Origin of the sequence: Streptomyces rubellomurinus, assembly GCF_000961885.1 — a bacterium.
In the GTDB taxonomy this organism is placed as follows: Bacteria; Actinomycetota; Actinomycetes; order Streptomycetales; family Streptomycetaceae; genus Kitasatospora; species Kitasatospora rubellomurina.
This window is the reverse complement of record NZ_JZKH01000069.1, coordinates 1-14,905: the sequence shown is the minus strand read 5'-3', so window position 1 is coordinate 14,905 and position 14,905 is coordinate 1. Positions and strand designations below refer to the sequence as shown.

Annotated in this window: 16 protein-coding genes, 1 pseudogene and 1 riboswitch; of the genes and pseudogenes, 4 read left to right on the top strand and 13 right to left on the bottom strand. The window is 74.6% G+C overall.

What is annotated here, in order from left to right:
• Positions 1 to 21 precede the first annotated feature (21 nt).
• Positions 22 to 1,302 (bottom strand): glycoside hydrolase family 16 protein, encoded by a 1,281-nt coding sequence (locus tag VM95_RS43820; protein WP_078860609.1) that lies wholly within the window; start codon positions 1,300 to 1,302, stop codon positions 22 to 24.
• A 1-nt stretch (position 1,303) separates the two neighbouring features.
• A riboswitch (cyclic di-AMP (ydaO/yuaA leader) is annotated at positions 1,304 to 1,466 on the bottom strand.
• Positions 1,467 to 1,924: 458 nt separating this feature from the next.
• Between VM95_RS43820 and VM95_RS27355 the strand changes: the two genes are divergently transcribed.
• Positions 1,925 to 2,254, top strand: a complete 330-nt coding sequence (locus tag VM95_RS27355; RefSeq protein WP_045701483.1) for a MoaF-related domain-containing protein — start codon at positions 1,925 to 1,927, stop codon at positions 2,252 to 2,254.
• A gap of 54 nt (positions 2,255 to 2,308) precedes the next feature.
• On the opposite strand, the gene VM95_RS27350 is transcribed toward VM95_RS27355, so the two are convergent.
• Both VM95_RS27350 and VM95_RS27345 read right to left on the bottom strand, forming a co-directional pair.
• A complete protein-coding gene (locus VM95_RS27350; RefSeq protein WP_045701481.1) occupies positions 2,309 to 3,454 on the bottom strand; it encodes an alpha/beta hydrolase in 1,146 nt (381 codons plus the stop codon).
• Positions 3,455 to 3,687: 233 nt separating this feature from the next.
• On the bottom strand, positions 3,688 to 4,305 hold the full coding sequence (locus tag VM95_RS27345) for a TetR family transcriptional regulator (protein WP_045701479.1): 618 nt from the start codon (positions 4,303 to 4,305) through the stop codon (positions 3,688 to 3,690).
• Positions 4,306 to 4,443: 138 nt separating this feature from the next.
• On the opposite strand from VM95_RS27345, the gene VM95_RS27340 reads away from it, so the two are divergent.
• The gene (locus VM95_RS27340; protein ID WP_045701477.1) at positions 4,444 to 5,208 is read left to right on the top strand and encodes an SDR family NAD(P)-dependent oxidoreductase; all 765 of its coding nucleotides are present in this window, start codon (positions 4,444 to 4,446) and stop codon (positions 5,206 to 5,208) included.
• Between the two features lie 182 nt (positions 5,209 to 5,390).
• Here the strand turns inward: VM95_RS27340 and VM95_RS27335 are convergent, their stop codons facing one another.
• The 6 genes from VM95_RS27335 to VM95_RS27310 all read right to left on the bottom strand — a co-directional run bounded on the left by VM95_RS27335 (position 5,391) and on the right by VM95_RS27310 (position 9,378).
• Positions 5,391 to 5,879: a GNAT family N-acetyltransferase gene (locus VM95_RS27335; RefSeq protein ID WP_045701547.1), complete on the bottom strand. Its 489-nt coding sequence runs from the start codon at positions 5,877 to 5,879 to the stop codon at positions 5,391 to 5,393.
• A 26-nt stretch (positions 5,880 to 5,905) separates the two neighbouring features.
• The gene (locus VM95_RS27330; RefSeq protein ID WP_045701475.1) at positions 5,906 to 6,553 is read right to left on the bottom strand and encodes a Pr6Pr family membrane protein; all 648 of its coding nucleotides are present in this window, start codon (positions 6,551 to 6,553) and stop codon (positions 5,906 to 5,908) included.
• 192 nt (positions 6,554 to 6,745) lie between these two features.
• A complete protein-coding gene (locus VM95_RS27325) occupies positions 6,746 to 7,657 on the bottom strand; it encodes a phosphotriesterase family protein (RefSeq protein ID WP_045701473.1) in 912 nt (303 codons plus the stop codon).
• Positions 7,654 to 8,139 carry a carboxymuconolactone decarboxylase family protein gene (locus VM95_RS27320; protein WP_052706624.1) on the bottom strand — a complete coding sequence of 162 codons (486 nt, stop codon included), beginning with the start codon at positions 8,137 to 8,139 and terminating at the stop codon, positions 7,654 to 7,656. The genes VM95_RS27325 and VM95_RS27320 overlap by 4 nt, the downstream gene beginning before the upstream one ends.
• A 17-nt stretch (positions 8,140 to 8,156) precedes the next feature.
• Positions 8,157 to 8,732, bottom strand: a complete 576-nt coding sequence (locus VM95_RS27315; protein ID WP_045701471.1) for a DUF4865 family protein — start codon at positions 8,730 to 8,732, stop codon at positions 8,157 to 8,159.
• A gap of 79 nt (positions 8,733 to 8,811) precedes the next feature.
• Positions 8,812 to 9,378 carry a TetR/AcrR family transcriptional regulator gene (locus tag VM95_RS27310; protein WP_045701542.1) on the bottom strand — a complete coding sequence of 189 codons (567 nt, stop codon included), beginning with the start codon at positions 9,376 to 9,378 and terminating at the stop codon, positions 8,812 to 8,814.
• A 397-nt stretch (positions 9,379 to 9,775) separates the two neighbouring features.
• On the opposite strand from VM95_RS27310, the gene VM95_RS27305 reads away from it, so the two are divergent.
• Positions 9,776 to 10,768 carry an aldo/keto reductase gene (locus tag VM95_RS27305; protein ID WP_045701469.1) on the top strand — a complete coding sequence of 331 codons (993 nt, stop codon included), beginning with the start codon at positions 9,776 to 9,778 and terminating at the stop codon, positions 10,766 to 10,768.
• A 164-nt stretch (positions 10,769 to 10,932) separates the two neighbouring features.
• Here VM95_RS27305 and VM95_RS27300 read toward each other — a convergent pair whose 3' ends face one another.
• The 4 genes from VM95_RS27300 to VM95_RS27280 form a co-directional block, all read right to left on the bottom strand.
• Positions 10,933 to 11,622 carry a winged helix-turn-helix domain-containing protein gene (locus VM95_RS27300; RefSeq protein WP_045701467.1) on the bottom strand — a complete coding sequence of 230 codons (690 nt, stop codon included), beginning with the start codon at positions 11,620 to 11,622 and terminating at the stop codon, positions 10,933 to 10,935.
• 780 nt (positions 11,623 to 12,402) lie between these two features.
• Positions 12,403 to 13,038, bottom strand: a complete 636-nt coding sequence (locus VM95_RS27290) for a GTP-binding protein (RefSeq protein WP_078860605.1) — start codon at positions 13,036 to 13,038, stop codon at positions 12,403 to 12,405.
• Positions 13,019 to 13,564 carry a DUF742 domain-containing protein gene (locus VM95_RS27285; RefSeq protein WP_078860603.1) on the bottom strand — a complete coding sequence of 182 codons (546 nt, stop codon included), beginning with the start codon at positions 13,562 to 13,564 and terminating at the stop codon, positions 13,019 to 13,021. The genes VM95_RS27290 and VM95_RS27285 overlap by 20 nt, the downstream gene beginning before the upstream one ends.
• Before the next feature lie 8 nt (positions 13,565 to 13,572).
• Positions 13,573 to 13,992, bottom strand: a complete 420-nt coding sequence (locus VM95_RS27280; RefSeq protein WP_045701463.1) for a roadblock/LC7 domain-containing protein — start codon at positions 13,990 to 13,992, stop codon at positions 13,573 to 13,575.
• Between the two features lie 684 nt (positions 13,993 to 14,676).
• Between VM95_RS27280 and VM95_RS43815 the strand changes: the two are divergent.
• Positions 14,677 to 14,905 (top strand): annotated as a pseudogene (locus tag VM95_RS43815) (hypothetical protein); the annotation flags it as partial.

The window sequence follows — 14,905 nt, the reverse complement described above, 5'->3', positions numbered from 1 at the left end:
ACGGGCTACCGGCTACGGCGCTCAGCGGTACACGCGCACGTAGTCGGAGGCGAAGGTGATCGGGGCGGTCCCCTGCGGCGCCGGGTGGTACTTCCCGGCGGACACCGACAGGTTGAGGATCAGGTACGCGGACCAGTTGGCGCCCACGCCCGTGCCGTCCGAGAACACCTTGACGCCGTTGACGTACCAGTCCACCGAGTTGGCGCCGTAGTAGGTGCCGATGGTGACCCAGCCGTTGTTCGCGATCGACTTGGTGTCCTTGTAGAACAGGTGGTTCGGGTTGACGTGGTTGGTCAGCTCCAGCGTGCTCGAGTTGTCCGCGTGGTACTCGAAGGAGTCGATCTCCCCGTGCGTGCCGCTGGTGCCGTTCCAGGTCCACAGCGCCGGCCAGGCGCCGGTGCCGGCCGGGAGCTTGACCCGGGTCTCGGCGTAGTCGCCGGTCTTCACCTGGAAGCCCTGGCTGGAGAACTCGGTGGTGAGCAGGCCGGCGTCCCAGGCCTGCTTGCCGTTCTCCAGGGTGTGGCTGCTGGGCGCGGCGGTGAAGGTGGCGACGCCGTTCGCGACCGTGACCTTGCTCTTGTCGATCCAGTCGAGCTTGTTGTCGTTCGGGTTGTGCGTCTTGTAGTGGTACGAGCTGCTCTGGTCGCCCGTCCAGCGGGAGCCGTACGCGATCGGGCCGTTGAACTCCTCGTCGAAGGCCATCGACTTGCCGGCGATCGGGGCGGCCTGGGCAGGCGGGGTGGTCGGGGCTGGGGTGGGCGTCGGCGTCGGCGTCGGCGTCGGCGTCGGCGTCGGCGTCGGCGTCGGCGTCGGCGTCGGCGTCGGCGTCGGCGTCGCGGTGGTCGAGACCACGAGCTTCTGCGAGGTCAGGTTGTGCCAGGTGCCGGCGCTGTCCTGCCAGAAGCCGAACTGGGTGTACGTGCCGGCCGGCAGGCTGCGGGCGGCGCTGGTGAAGGTCGTGCCGCTCGGGCATATCTGCACGTTGGAGGCGTTGCCGGGGAAGTCGAGGTTGGCGCCCTTCGCGTCGCGCACGCCCACGCCCACGGTCTTCGCGGTGAAGCAGGCCGAGGAGTGCAGGGTGAGCGAGGCGGTGGTGGCCTTGCCGGCGACCATGGTCGCGGGCGCGAGCCGGTCCTGGGTGACGGTCGGGGCGGTCGCGGCCTGGGCGCCGGTGGCGGCCGGCAGGCCGAGCAGGGCGGCGCCGCTGAGGGCGAGCGCACCGGTGGCGGCGACGGCGGTGTTGCGGGCGCGGTGCGACGGGCGGGCATGGCGCGGCGCGCGGCGCCGGGCAGGCTGCTGCATGGGATGTCCTCTGCGACGCCTGCGAGGTGAGCTGTCGGGTTCGGGCTGAGGATGCCCGGCCGCCGGATGTGGCGGCTTCACCCCAAGCCGCGGCGCGCACGCGGGAGCGTACGGCCGGGCGCTGACCTTGGTTCCCCCGCTCCCGTCCGCTGTGATCCTCGAGTGACCCGCCGGCGGGTGGACGGGACTCGGCGTCCCGGCGGCGGGGTCCGCGACGGCGGACGACCGTTGCAGGCTAGGCGGGCCGTCCGTGAACGGACAACTCCCCCGGGCCGCTTGTCGCGCAGTTCACACTGGTGTCGATCAACGACGCTGCGTGGCGGTCGAGTTGATCAATCCTGTCGGTCTGCCGGATCGGCCCCGGCCGCGGGCCGGAAAGCGGGGCGGGGAGCGGGGCAGGAAGCGGGCGGGGAGGAGGCCGGGGGTGGTGCGGCAGGCGGCCCTCGACCGCGCCGGAACCGGGCGCCGTCCACCGCCGCGCCGTGGGCCCGGTCGGATAAATTGGAGTCCTGGCATTTTCCGCACTGCACAAGACCCACCGCACGAGATCCACCGCACAAGACCACCGCGCGCTGCGTCGCGACCACCGCACGAGAGCGCCGTACCGAGGAGCCGCCCCGCCATGACCGCGTCCCTGCCCGCCTTCGCCGGCCGCACCTACCTCTTCCGGGTCGACAACGGCGCTGCGTTCCGCAACACCTACTCGGCCGACGGCACGCGGCTGCGCTGGGAGGGCCTCGGCGAGTCGGCGGGCCAGTGGGAGGACGTGCGGCTGCACGTCGCCGAGGTCGCGCCGGCGGTCTACTTCGTCAGCTGGACGGAGCAGAGCGGGATCACCGTCAGCCACGTCATGGACCTCAACCGGCTGACGGTCCGGGCGTTCTGGACCTTCGAGGGCGAGGGCGGCCGGGTCGGCCAGCTGCACACCGGCACGCTGGAGCCGGTCGCCTGACCCGGCGGGACGCACGAGCCCGGGGACGTCGACGACGGCCCCGGGCCGGGAGTCTCAGACGGTGGGCCGGCCGGGCACCTTGAGGTGCTGGGACAGCCACTCCAGCGAGGACGGCAGCAGCGCGCTCCAGGTCTCGAAGTTGTGGCCGCCGTTCTCCAGCATGGCGTACGAGACCTTCATCGGGGCCTGCACGGCGTCGATGAACCTGTCGGTCTGCTGCTTGTACTCGCCGTCGCCCTTCTTGGTGCCGGCGAGCAGCACGGACACCTTCGGCTGCGGCAGGTTCTTCAGCCGCCACATCAGGTCCGCCTCGTCGCGGCGCTGCTTGCTGCCGCCGAACAGGTCGCCGGTGGTCGGGTCGTCGGCGGCCTCGTAGTACCCGGAGAGGGCGACGGCGGTCGGGAAGACGTCCGGGTGGCGCATGGCCAGCTTCACGGCGCAGTAGCCGCCGGTGGAGTTACCCATGAAGGCCCAGGCCTGCGGGTCGGTGGAGACCCGGTAGCTGGCCTGGATCGCCGAGGGGACGTCCTTGGTGAAGTACGTGTCGGACTGCGGGCCGTTCGGGATGTCCTCGCACTCGGTGTCCTGCGGCATGGCCGGCGAGGGCTTGACCAGGACCATGACGGTCGGCTGCATCCGGCCCTCCTGTAGCAGCTTGAGGGCCGCACCCGGGTAGTTGAAGCGGGTGATCAGGTTCTCGGCCTGCCCGGGGAAGCCGGTGCTGACGATCACGGCCGGGAACTGCCGGTTCGCGTACTCGGGCTGGAAGTACTGGGGCGGCAGGTAGACGTAGCCCTCGGTGGAGAGCCGGCTGGCCTTGCCGTCGATGCGGACCTTGCGGATCTCGCCGGACTGGGCGGGCTCGCGGCCCACCGCGCCGCCGCCCTTGACCGAGGCGGTGCCGATCGTGTCCACCAGCAGGCGGCCGGAGGCGTCCGCCTTGTTCTGGATCACCACCGGGCCGTTGTCGCCGGTGCCCAGCAGGTCGTCCCAACTGCTGTAGAAGGCGAAGTAGTTGTTCGCCACCAGGCCGAGCGCGGCGAGCGCCGCCAGCTGGGTGCCGAGCAGCGCGCCGATCCGGCCGAGCACCGCCCGCCAGCCCTTCCCGGCGAGTCTGGGCCACAGCCAGACCGTGCCGACCATCATCACGACGGCGATCAATACGGCCAGCGCCAGCACCTTGTGGCTCGTCAGACCCATGTCCTTCTTGCTCCCACGCCTCGAACTCCCCGCCCCTCCGCTAGCTACAGGACATCCGAGGTCGTCGACCCGGTTCCCCCGCCGGGGCGCGAGGACCAACCCTAGCGGGAGCTGGGAGACAGCTGATCGCGGGCTGGGGGCGGGCAGGGCGCCGCCGCCGAGGGGTAACAGATGACAGATTTCAACTTTCAGCTTTCAGATTTCATCTTTCAACTTCTGTCAGCTGTTACCCGTCAGCCGCCGGCCGTCAGCCGCAGCCCCGCGGTGAGCTCGCGCATGCAGCGGCCGCCGAGGTCCTGCGGGGAGCCCGGGCCGGTGACCGGGGCGTCGGAGGCGGCCCACTGCTCCAGCGCGACCCGGATCGCGGCCGTCGCCGCGGCGGCGGCCAGCCGGATCTCCAGCGGGTCGGCGCCGTCCGGGCAGCGGACGGCCAGGACGGTGCGCAGCCGCTCCTCCGAGCCGGCGTGGACGCGCTGCCAGGTGCCGTCCAGCCGGGGGTCGCGCAGCAGGCTGCGGGTCCAGTGCATCGCCTCGACGGCCGCGTCGTCGGCCGGGGTCAGCGACGCGACGGCCGAGCGTTCCAGCGCCTCGCGCAGCGGGAGGTCCGCCGGGCTCTCGGCGAGCAGGTCGACCCACCGCTGCCCGCCCGCCGCGAGCAGCGGGGCGACGGCGCCCTCCTTGACCGAGAAGTACCGGTAGAAGGTGCGCAGCGAGATGCCGGCGGCGAGGGCGATCTCCTCGGCGGTGGTCTCCTCGACGCCCCGCTCGGCGAAGAGCGCGGCGGCGGTGCGGGCGATGTCGAGGCGGGTGGCCTCGCGGCGGCGCTGGGTCAGGGTGGGGCGTCCGGTCACGGGCTCAGCGTACGCGGCCCCCTGCCACTTCGGCGCGGCATGCCGATATGGCACGGCGAGACTTCTTGGCACAACGTGCCAGATCGACGTACCGTGTCCCTCAAGGTCGAGAGACCACGAACGGAACGGAGTACCACCATGGAGCGCTTCAGCGGACGGAACGTCCTGATCACCGGCGGCGGCTCGGGCATCGGCCAGGCCACCGTGCACCGGATCCTCGCCGAGGGCGGGAAGGTCGTCGCCGTCGACGTCAACGAGGACGGCCTGAAGAGGACCCTGGAGCGCGCGACCACGGACGGCACCGCGGACCGGCTCACCCTCCAGGTCCTGGACATCGCGGACGAGGCCGCCGTCGTCGCGGGCGTGGCCGAGGCGGTCGCGGGCCTGGGCGGGCTGGACGTCCTGGTCAACGCGGCCGGCATCCTGCGCTCCTCGCACACCCACGAGACCACCCTGGAGTTCTGGAACAAGCTCCTCGCGGTGAACCTGACCGGCACCTTCCTGATGACCCGCGAGGCGCTCCCCGCCCTGCTCGCGGGCGGCAAGGGCGTGGTGGTCAACTTCAGCTCCACCTCGGCGAGCTTCGCCCACCCCTACATGGCCGCCTACGCCGCGACCAAGGGCGGCATCCAGTCCTTCACCCACGCCATCGCCTCGGAGTACTCGAAGCAGGGCCTGCGCGCGGTCTGCGTCGCGCCGGGCAGCATCGACAGCGGCATGACGAACAACCCCGGCCTGCCCGCCGACGCCGACTTCAGCCTGCTGGCCAAGCTCTCCCCCGCCCTCGGCCAGGGCTTCGCGGGCCCGGAGACGGTGGCCGGCGTGATCGCCATGCTGGCGTCCGACGACGGCGCCTTCGTCACCGGCACCGAGCTGCGGATCGACGGCGGCACGCACATGTGACCCGCCGCCCGCCCCGGCAGGCAGCGGGGTCCGCGCCCTCCCCCATGGGGCGCGGGCCCCGCTGCGCCGCGTTCCGACCGGTTTCGGGCCGGGCTACGCAGGCCGGGCCGTTCGGGCCTGGCTGTTCGGGCCGCACTGCTGAGAACCGCGCTGCTCAGGCCGCACTGCTGAGACCGGGCTGCTCAGGCCGGGCTGCTCAGGCGCTTCGCGAAGCGGAGCTCGCCGGGCCCGTCCGCACCGGGCGGCTCGTCCAACGGGGCGAAGCCGTGGCGCCGGTAGAGGGCGATCGCGGGGGCGTTGCCGGGGAGGACGGCGAGGCGCAGCTCGGTGCCGCCGTCCGCGCGGGCCCAGCGCTCGACCTCCTCGATCAGGCGGTCCGCGACACCCCGGCCGCGCGCCCGCGGGCCGACCCACAACGAGCGCAGCTCCCGTACGCCGGGGCCGCCCGTCCCGGGCATGCCGCCGACCAGGCCGACCGGGGTGTCGGCGAGGAACGCCGCGACGCGGTGCGCGCCGGGGAGGTGGAGCCGGGCGCGCCAGCGCTGCGCGCCGCCGTCGTGCCAGTCCGCGAGACCCGCCTTGAAGGCGTGCGGCGCGTCGGTGAGGGCGGCGAGGCGCAGGTCCCGCCAGAGCGGCCAGTCGTCGGGAGTGAGGGCGCGGAGGGTCACCATGGCCGCCACCGTAGGGCTCCGGACCGTCAGCCGGTTCGGGCGCGGGCGTGGCGGCGGCGCGGGGCGGGGTCGCGGCGGGCGGCGAGGGCGTTGCCCGCCGCCACGATCGCCCCGCCGACCAGCAGGAACGCCACCGCCATCAGGAAGCAGGCCCCGGCGACCCGCCGGTACCCGCCGTGCCGGGCGGGGTCGAGGAACGGGTACGGGTACCAGTCGACGGCGTGGCCGCGCAGCAGCGTGTACGTCAGGTAGAGCAGCGGGACGGCCAGCCAGCCGAGCACGACCGTCGGGCGCAGGCGCCGGGCGGGCGGGTCGATCAGCCAGTCGGCGAGCACGACGAGCGGCATCGCGCGGTGGACGACGTCGTTCACCCACGGGATCACCAGCAGCTCCGGGTACTTCGCCAGGACGGTGCCGTAGACCAGGCCGGTGATCGCGAGGTAGAGCACCGCCGCCCCGCGCACCGCGTCCGGGACGGGCGGACGGCCGGTGAGGCCGGCCCAGCCGCCGTAGCCCAGGACGGCCAGCCCGACGAAGTTGCTGAGGTTGGTGAAGTAGCTGAAGTAGTTCACCACCCCGGTGGGGTCGGTCGCCGCGTGGTAGCCGTTGATGCCGAGCGCGACGGCCAGGAAGACGGCGACGGCGAGCCGGGCGGGAGCGAGCCACGCGTGCATCGTCTCCTCCCCCTCTCTGGTGCCCCCGCTCTGGGGGCGTGGTCCGGCAGGGCTACTCGGATTGAAACCCGGGCGGGAGGAGTCGGCCACAGGAGCGGGGGCGGCGGCGCGGGCACCAGCGGGGGCAGCGGGGGCAACGGGGGCAGCGGGGGCAGCGGGCGCCAACAGGGCGGCGGGCGCGGCGCTGAGCGGCTACGGCGTGCGCCAGTCGGCCGCGAGGGCGGCGGCCGGGTTGGCGGTGAGCAGCAGTTCGGGCAGCTCGGGGCCGAAGGTTCGGGCCAGGCGGGGGGCGAGGTCGGTGAGCAGTCGGGCCGGGCCGCCGGCCTGGCGGGCGGTGCGGGTGGTGGTGTCGGCGCCGAGGAGCAGCTGGCCGGCGTGGCCGGCGTCGACCAGGTCGGCGATGAGGTCGAAGGCCTGGTGGTCGGCGGGGTGGCCGGCCCGGGAAGGGCTGTCCAGTGCGAGATGGACGCCCTCGGCGGCGAGGCTGCGGTGCAGGGCCGGGTCGGGCAGGCGGGTGAGGTGGCCGAGGACGATCCGGTCGGTCGGCACGCCGTGCCGGCCGTGCAGTCGGTCCAGGATCTCGTGCGGGTCGCCGGCCGCTTCGAGGTGGACGGCGATCGGGGCGCCGGTGGCGTGGTGCGCCTCGGCGGCGGCCGCGTGCACCCGGCGGGTGTAGGCGGTGGTCGGGCCGGTGTCGGAGGCGATCTTGATCAGGCCGGCGCGGACGCCCCGGGGCGCGCCGGGCAGTCCGGTGGTCAGCTCGGCGACGAAGCGTTCGGCGAGGTCGGCGTGGCCCGCGACGGCGTCCCCGCCGTAGTGGACGGCCTGGTGGGCGCCGGTGGCGGCGACCAGCTGCACGCCCGTCGCCCGGGACAGCGCGGCCAGGAAGTCCGCGCCGCGGCCCATCCCGTACGGGGTCCATTGGACGAGGGTGCGGCCGCCGGCGGCGGCGAAGGCGCGCAGGACGTCCTCGGCGGCGGCCGGGTCGTCCAGTTCCTGGCCGGGGAGCAGCGGACTGCGGATGAAGAGGTGGTCGTGGGAGTCGGTGACGCCGAGCTCGGCGGGGTCGAGGTCGCCGAGGACGGTGCGGACGGTGCGGCTCATGCGCGGGCCTGCTCGGGCTGGAGGGCGGACTCGGGGGCGGATTCGGGCGTGACCTCGGACGCGGACGCGGACTCGGACGCGGACGCGGCGAGGGTGGCGGCGACGACCCGGAGGCCGGCCAGCGCCTTGGGGACGCCCACGTACGGGGCGAGGTGGACGACGACCTCGGTGATCTCCTCCGGCGTCAGCCCGATCCGCAGGCTGTTGCGGACGTGGTCGGCGAGCTGCGGCTCCACGCCGCCGAGGGCGGTGAGGGCGGCCAGGTTGGCCACCTGGCGTTCGCGCAGGCCGAGGCCGGGGCGCTGGTAGGTGCCACCGAAGAGGGCGGTGACGATCCAGTCGGGGAAGCCGGGGGCGATGGCGTCGAGGCCGCCGAGGGTGTCGACGGCGACCGGGCCGGCCAGGTCGGCGAGCAGGGCGTAGCCGGCCTCGCGGTCGAGCGGGGCGACGGCGAGGTCGGTGGGGATCAGCTGGTCGGGCATGGCGGTGGCGAAACCTTTCACCAGTGGCGGCCGGCGGGCAGCCGGTCGAGTTCGGGGCTGGACAGGTGCAGCACCTGGTAGCGGGTGCCGGGGGCGTCCTGCGGGGCCGGGCCGTGCCAGAGGGCGAACCGGAGCAGTTCCCAGCGGCTCGGGTCGACGGCGACGGCGGCGGTGTGCAGCGCGGGGTGGGCGGGCAGTTCGGCGAGCGCCCGTTCGACGGCCTCGGCGGGGTCGGCCGACTCCGGCAGCCGTACGGTCTCGAGGGTGGCGCCGGCCGGCGCCCCGGCCCGGGTGCCGTGGGCGACGCCCGCGCCGAGCCAGTGCCGGACGGCGGGGCGCCCGAAGTCGGCGCTCAGGCCGCGGAAGCCCGGGCCCCAGAGGAAGCCGTTCATGCCCTCGGGGGTGCGCCAGAGGTAGAACGGCGCGTACTGGTTGACCGGCGAGCCGTCCCGGCCGCGCTCGCGGATCAGGTACGCCTTGAGGCCGAGGCCGGGGTGGACGTCCAGCAGGTGGCCCTTGTCGGCGACGCGCTTGCGGATGACGTCCATGTCGTAGTCGGCGGGGAGGGTGATCTCGTACTGCATGGCGTGCACGGCTGGGCTCTCCTCAGGGTCCTCGGGTTCCTCGGGTTCTGCCGGGTTCCTCCGGTGACGGCCGGGCGCCGCCCGGGTGTCAGGCCGAACGGTGCGCGGCCAGCAGGCCGAGGGCGCCGCGCGTCGCCCGCTCGAACGGCCCGGCGTCGCCGGCCGCGCGGGCCAGGACGTAGCCGCCCTGGACGACGGCGACCACGGCGGCGGCGGTGTCCGCCGGGTCGAGGCCGGGGGCGAACTCGCCGGCGGCCTGGCCCTCGGCGACCAGGTCGGCGATCCGGCCGCGCAGCCAGTCGAAGGTCTCCTCGACCGGGGCGCGCAGCTGCGGGTCGGCGACGACGTCCGGGTCCTGCGCCATCCGGCCCATCCGGCAGCCGCGCAGCACGTCGCGGTCGCGGCGCAGGTAGGCGGCGATGCGGTCGTAGGCGGTGCCGGGGGCGGCGAGGTCGGCCTCGGCGATGCCCCGCATCTGCTCGGCGCTGCGGCGCAGGGCGGCGGCGGCGAGGTCGGGCTTGCCGGTGAAGTGGTGGTACATGCTGCCCTGGCCCACGCCGGAGCGCTGCTGGATGGCCTTGGGGCTGGTGCCGACGTAGCCGCGCTCCCAGAGGAGGTCCTGGGTGCTCTCGATGAGACGGTCCTGAGTGGTCACGAGGAACACTGTACATACCAGTAGGTACAGAGCGCCAGTGGTTTCGCGCGTTCCGGAACGCCGGAACGCCGGGAGGCGGGGAGTTGGGGAGTCGGGGACGACAGAGGGCCGTGCGCCGCCCCCCGGCGGCCACGGCCCCTCGACCGTTCGTCCTCCCCCGCCCGACCGGACGGCATTCCGCCGCGAGCCGGTGGCGCGCGTCACGTCACGGAAAGTCGCCGACATGACGCACCGTGAGGAGCGGGCCGCCGCCGCACCGGCCGTACACCGCACGGACATTGACGGCCGGGCCGCCCCTCCCCCGGCCCGCCCGGGGCCGGGACACAGCCGGCGGCCCGCACCACCCGAAGGGGACGAGGGGGCCCGACACGCCGCGGCGGCTGGCAGGATGTCCGACATGAGCTACCTCGCCTCGGATGACCGCTACGCCTCGATGACCTACCGCAAGGCCGGCCGCAGCGGCGTGCGGCTGCCCGCCGTCTCGCTCGGGCTCTGGCACAACTTCGGCGACGCCCAACCCCTGGACGTGCAGCGCGCGGTGCTGCGCCGCGCCTTCGACCGGGGCGTCACCCACTTCGACCTGGCGAACAACTACGGCCCGCCGTACGGCAGCGCCGAGCGCAACTTCGGCTACCTGTACGCCCAGGACTTCCGGCCGTACCGCGACGAGCTGTTCATCGCCACCAAGGCCGGCTGGGACATGTGGCCCGGCCCGTACGGCGACGGCGGCAGCCGCAAGTACCTGCTCGCCAGCCTCGACCAGTCGCTGGGCCGGATGGGGCTCGACTACGTCGACGTCTTCTACTCCCACCGCTACGACCCGGAGACCCCCGTCGAGGAGACCATGGGGGCGCTGGACAACGCGGTCAGGTCGGGCAAGGCGCTGTACGCCGCGATCTCCAACTACCCGGCGGAGCAGCACCGCGAGGCGGTGGCGATCCTGCGCGAACTGGGGACGCCGGCGCTGCTGAACCAGTCGGCCTACTCGATCCTCGACCGGCGGGTGGAGGACGGCGGCGTGCTGGACGCGGTGGGCGACACCCAGACCAGCCTGATCGCCTACTCCCCGCTCGCCCAGGGGCTGTTGACGGACCGTTACCTTTCCGGCGAGGTGCCGGCGGGCTCGCGGATGTCGATCGGGAAGTTCCTGACCGAGGAGGCACTGACCGGGGAGAAGCTGGAGCGGCTGCGGGCGCTGAACAAGGTCGCCGAGGGGCGCGGGCAGACGCTGGCCCAGCTGGCGCTGTGCTGGGTGCTGCGGGATCCGCGCGTGGCCTCGGTGATCATCGGCGCGAGCAGCGTCGCCCAGCTGGACCAGAACCTCGACGCGCTGGCCGGCGGGCCGCTGACGGCGGAGGAGCTGGCCGAGATCGACCGACTGAGCCGCTGACAGGGCACGAAGCCCGGCCGGCTGACAACTGACGGCGAACAGCTGACAACAAACAGATTTCAGCGAACAGATAACAGATGTTGAAATCTGTTATCTGGTCGCCGTTTGTTGTTCGCTGTTCGCGGGTCGCCGCCGGCCGGGGAGCGCCGGCCGTCAGCCGGCCGTCAGCCGGCCGGGGTGTACTTGTAGCCGACGCGACGGACCGTCACGATGCTGTCGCGGTAGGCCGGTCCGAGCTTGCGGCGCAGCCGGGCAACGTGCACGTCGACGGTGCGGCCGTCGCCCACGTGCCCGTACCCCCACACCGCGGTGACCAGGTGGTCCCGGGTGTGGACCCGCTGCGGGTGCTCGGTGAGGTGGGCCAGCAGCTCGAACTCCAGGTAGGTGAGGTCGAGCAGCCGCCCGTCGACGTAGGCGTTGCGCCGCTCGGTGTCGACGGTGACGCCGCGTCCGACCGGGCGGACCGGTCGGACGCCGGCCGGTGCGGGCGCCTCGGCGGGCGCCGGGGCGCCTGCCGCCGGGGTCTCGGCGGGCACCAGCACCAGGTAGCCGACCATCGGCTGCCCGGCCGCGCCGGTGAACTGCGTGCCGTACTGGGCGAGCAGCCCCGGCGGCAGGGCGCCCTGCGGCAGGGCGGCGACGACCGTCGCGCCCTCCGGCAGTGCGGAGAGCAGCGCCTGCGGCGCGGCCGGCGGCAGCGCGGCGCCGACCGGGCGGGTCGACGGCACGGGGGCCGAAGTGCCGTGGGGCGGCAGGTGGTTGGGCGTGGTGACGACGGGGGGCAGGGAGCGGACCGCGCGCAGGTGCGGGGTCGCGGCGGGCAGGGGCAGGGTGGCCGTGGAGGACGAAGACATGGTGTGCCGCTCATTTCGCGCGTGACGGACGGGGTGGAGTCGTCTGCGCGTCGACCGGGTGTCCTGTCGGTCGCCGAACCGGGCCGTCCGGTGGACGGGGTTCAGCGGCCGCAGGGCCGGGACGCGCCGGGCGAGCCCGGACACGTCTGGTCGAACAGGTGCGGCTGCCGGGACGGCCAGAACGGTTCGAGGTCGGGGCGACCCCGGCGGCCGTCGACGGCGCGGCTCGCGCACCCGTTCCACCGGCCGGCGGGGCCGGCGCCGGGGGCAGGGGTCGTGCAGGCGTTGTTCACTGGTGCTCTCTCCGCGCGGCGGGGGCGTTTCGGGAGGCCGCGGACGTTCCGCGTGGGACGGGTCCGCCGCGGCCTGGTCGACGGGATCGAGGGTGCGTCAGGCGGCGCGGCCGGGCGTGCGCCGGGGTGCCGGGGACGTACCGGAGGGGGCAGGTCCGGTCAGCGACAACAGGCGCTGCAGATCAGCGCGTGGTCGATGTAGCGGCGCACGGTGAGGGCCGGGACGGCGCGGGGGGACACGGCGGGACCGGGACGTCGGTCGACGGTCATCCTGCTGCCCTCCCCCTGGTCTCCGCGCGGTCGCGCCGCGGTCGTGTTCCCTCCCCCGGGCACGGCCGGGGGCGGCCTTCGTCCACAGAGCCTTCCACGGCCGGGGCGGTCCAGGCAACCTCTCGCGCACCGAACGTCCGGCATACGGACACCCGAATGAGACGGCCGGGGCGTGCCGGTCCCGGCGCGGCGGGCCGGGATCCGGCGAACTGGCCGGTCAGGCCCGGGCGGTGGCGGCGCGGTGACGGCCGGCGGCGGCGTGTTCGACGAGCGCGACCAGCACCTCCTTGCCGTCCTCGCGCAGCCGCGCGTCGCACAGCAGCACGGGGATGCCCGGGTCCAGGTCGAGGGCGTCCCGGACCTCCTCGACCTCGAACCGCTCGGCGCCGTCGAAGCAGTTGACCGCGACCACGAACGGGATGCCGCGCCGCTCGAAGAAGTCGACCGAGGGGAAGCAGTCGGCGAGCCGCCGGGTGTCCGCGATCACCACCGCGCCGAGCGCGCCCCGCGCCAACTCGTCCCAGACGAACCAGAACCGGTCCTGCCCGGGCGTGCCGAAGAGGTAGAGCGCGAGGCCCGGCTGCAGGTCGATCCGGCCGAAGTCCATGGCCACGGTGGTGGTGCGCTTCGTCTCGACGCCCGAGGTGTCGTCCACCGGGCGGCCCTGCTCGCTCAGTTCCTCCTCGGTGCGCAGCGGCCGGATCTCGCTGACCGAGCCGACCAGGGTGGTCTTGCCCGCGCCGAAGCCGCCGGCGACCAGGATCTTCACGGCCGCGGCCGGACCGCCGCGCCAGCGCGGTTCGGCGGCGCCGCCGCGCGTGGCCGGGGTGTGGTCAGAGCGCACGGAGTCCATTGATCACGTCTCGCAGCAGGCGCTCGTCCGGCAGCTCGGCGAGCGGAACGGGTCGGGTGACGCTGATCAGGTCGGCGTCGTAGAGGTCGCCGAGCAGGACCCGCACCACGCTGACCGGAAGGTCGGTGAAGGAGCCCAACTCGGCGACGGACAGCGGCTCGTGGCGACACCAGGTGAGGATGGCCTGGTGTTCCGGGGTGAGGCCGTGCGCGGGCACGCCGCCGGAGTCCGGGCCGGGCCGGGCGGCGGTGATCAGCGAGATCAGGTCGAAGAGGCCCTCCTCGACCGGCCGGGTGCGGCCCCCGGTCATCGAGTAGAGCCGCACCACCGGGCCGGCCTCGTCGTCGAACCAGCGCTCCTCGGCCTGGGCGCGCGGACGGAACAGGTCGACCTCGGGCCCCTCGCCCGGGTCGGCCTGCTCCGCCCGCGCCGACTCCTGTGCGCCGGGCGGCAGTTCAGGGCCGTCCGGCACCTCGCGGCCGGCCGGCACCCCGGGGCCGTCCGTCGCGACCTTCGATTCCGCCATCGGTCGGTCTACCTCCCGGGCGGGGCGACTTCGGTGCGCGGCTCGGCGGCCATGTGCTCGCCGACCCGCTTGACCAGCAGGGCCATCTCGTAGGCGATCTGGCCGATGTCCGCCTCGGCCTCGCTCAGCACGGCCAGGCAACTGCCGTCGCCGGCCGCCGTGATGAACAGGAACGCCTCGTCCAGCTCGATCATGGTCTGGCGGACCCCGCCGACCTTGAAATGCCCGCCGGCGCCCTTGGCGAGGCTGTGGAAGCCGGCCGCGACGGCGGCCAGGTGCTCGGCGTCCTCCCGGTCCAGGTCGCGGGAGGCGCCGGTGGCCAGGCCGTCGTTGGAGAGGATCACCGCGTGCCGAAGGGCCGCCACGCGCCCCACCAGGTCGTCCAGGAGCCAGTTGAGGTCCCCGGACGGCTGCGTCGAGATGGTCATGAATCGGTTCCTTCCGATGGAGCGGGTGATGCGGGTGGAGCGGGTGGTGCCGATGGTGCCGATGGTGCGTTCGGTGCTGATGGTGCGTTCGGTGCCGATGGCGCCGGTGGTGCGGGTGCTTCCGGTCCTGCCGAGGTCGTGGGCGGCACGCGCGAGGCGGACCGCGGCGGTACGGCGGGCGCTCCCGGCGGGACCCGGCGGGCCAGCCGGGCCCCGCTGCCGTCCGCCGGTCCGGGCAGCGCCGCCGGGGCGGGCGCCGGGCCGATCGCTCGGCGGGCCGGGTCCGGCGGCAGCCAGCCGGGCCGGGCGCTCCCCCGGTCGGCGGGGTCCGCCGGACCCGTCGGGGCGGACGCCGCGGACGGGGTACTCGAAGCGGACGGTGCGGAAGCCGTGGACGGCGCGGACGGCGCGGTGGCGCCGCGGCCGCGGGTGAAGCCGCGCTGGAAGGAGGCGAAGGTGGCCCGCGCCTCTTCGGGCGAGCGCTCGCGGGCCTCCCGGGCGTCCCGGGCGTCCGCCGCGGCCCGCTCCTGCGGCCCGCCCCGGCCGCCGCCCGTGCGGAACCGTTCCTTCGCCTGTTCCTTCGCCTGTTCCTTGAGCTGCGGGGCCAGGTTCGCCTGCCGGACCCGCCGGGGCAGGCCGCCCTCCGTCCGCGACGCGGCACCGGCGGGCGCCGACACCACCGGCGTGACCTCGACCGGCCGGGTGGTGTCCGTGATCGGAGCCGCGGCCGCGGCGGTCCGGTCGGGCACCGCCTCCGGCCGCCGGTGCCGTCCGGTGGGCGACTCGCCGTCGCCGGACGCGCCGCCCTCGGCCCCGGGCGCGGGCACCAGCACCGGCCCGCCCCGGCCCCGGGCGGCCCGGCGCGGCAGTCCGCCCGCCGTCCGTCCGGCCTCGGGCGCGGACGGCCGGGGGC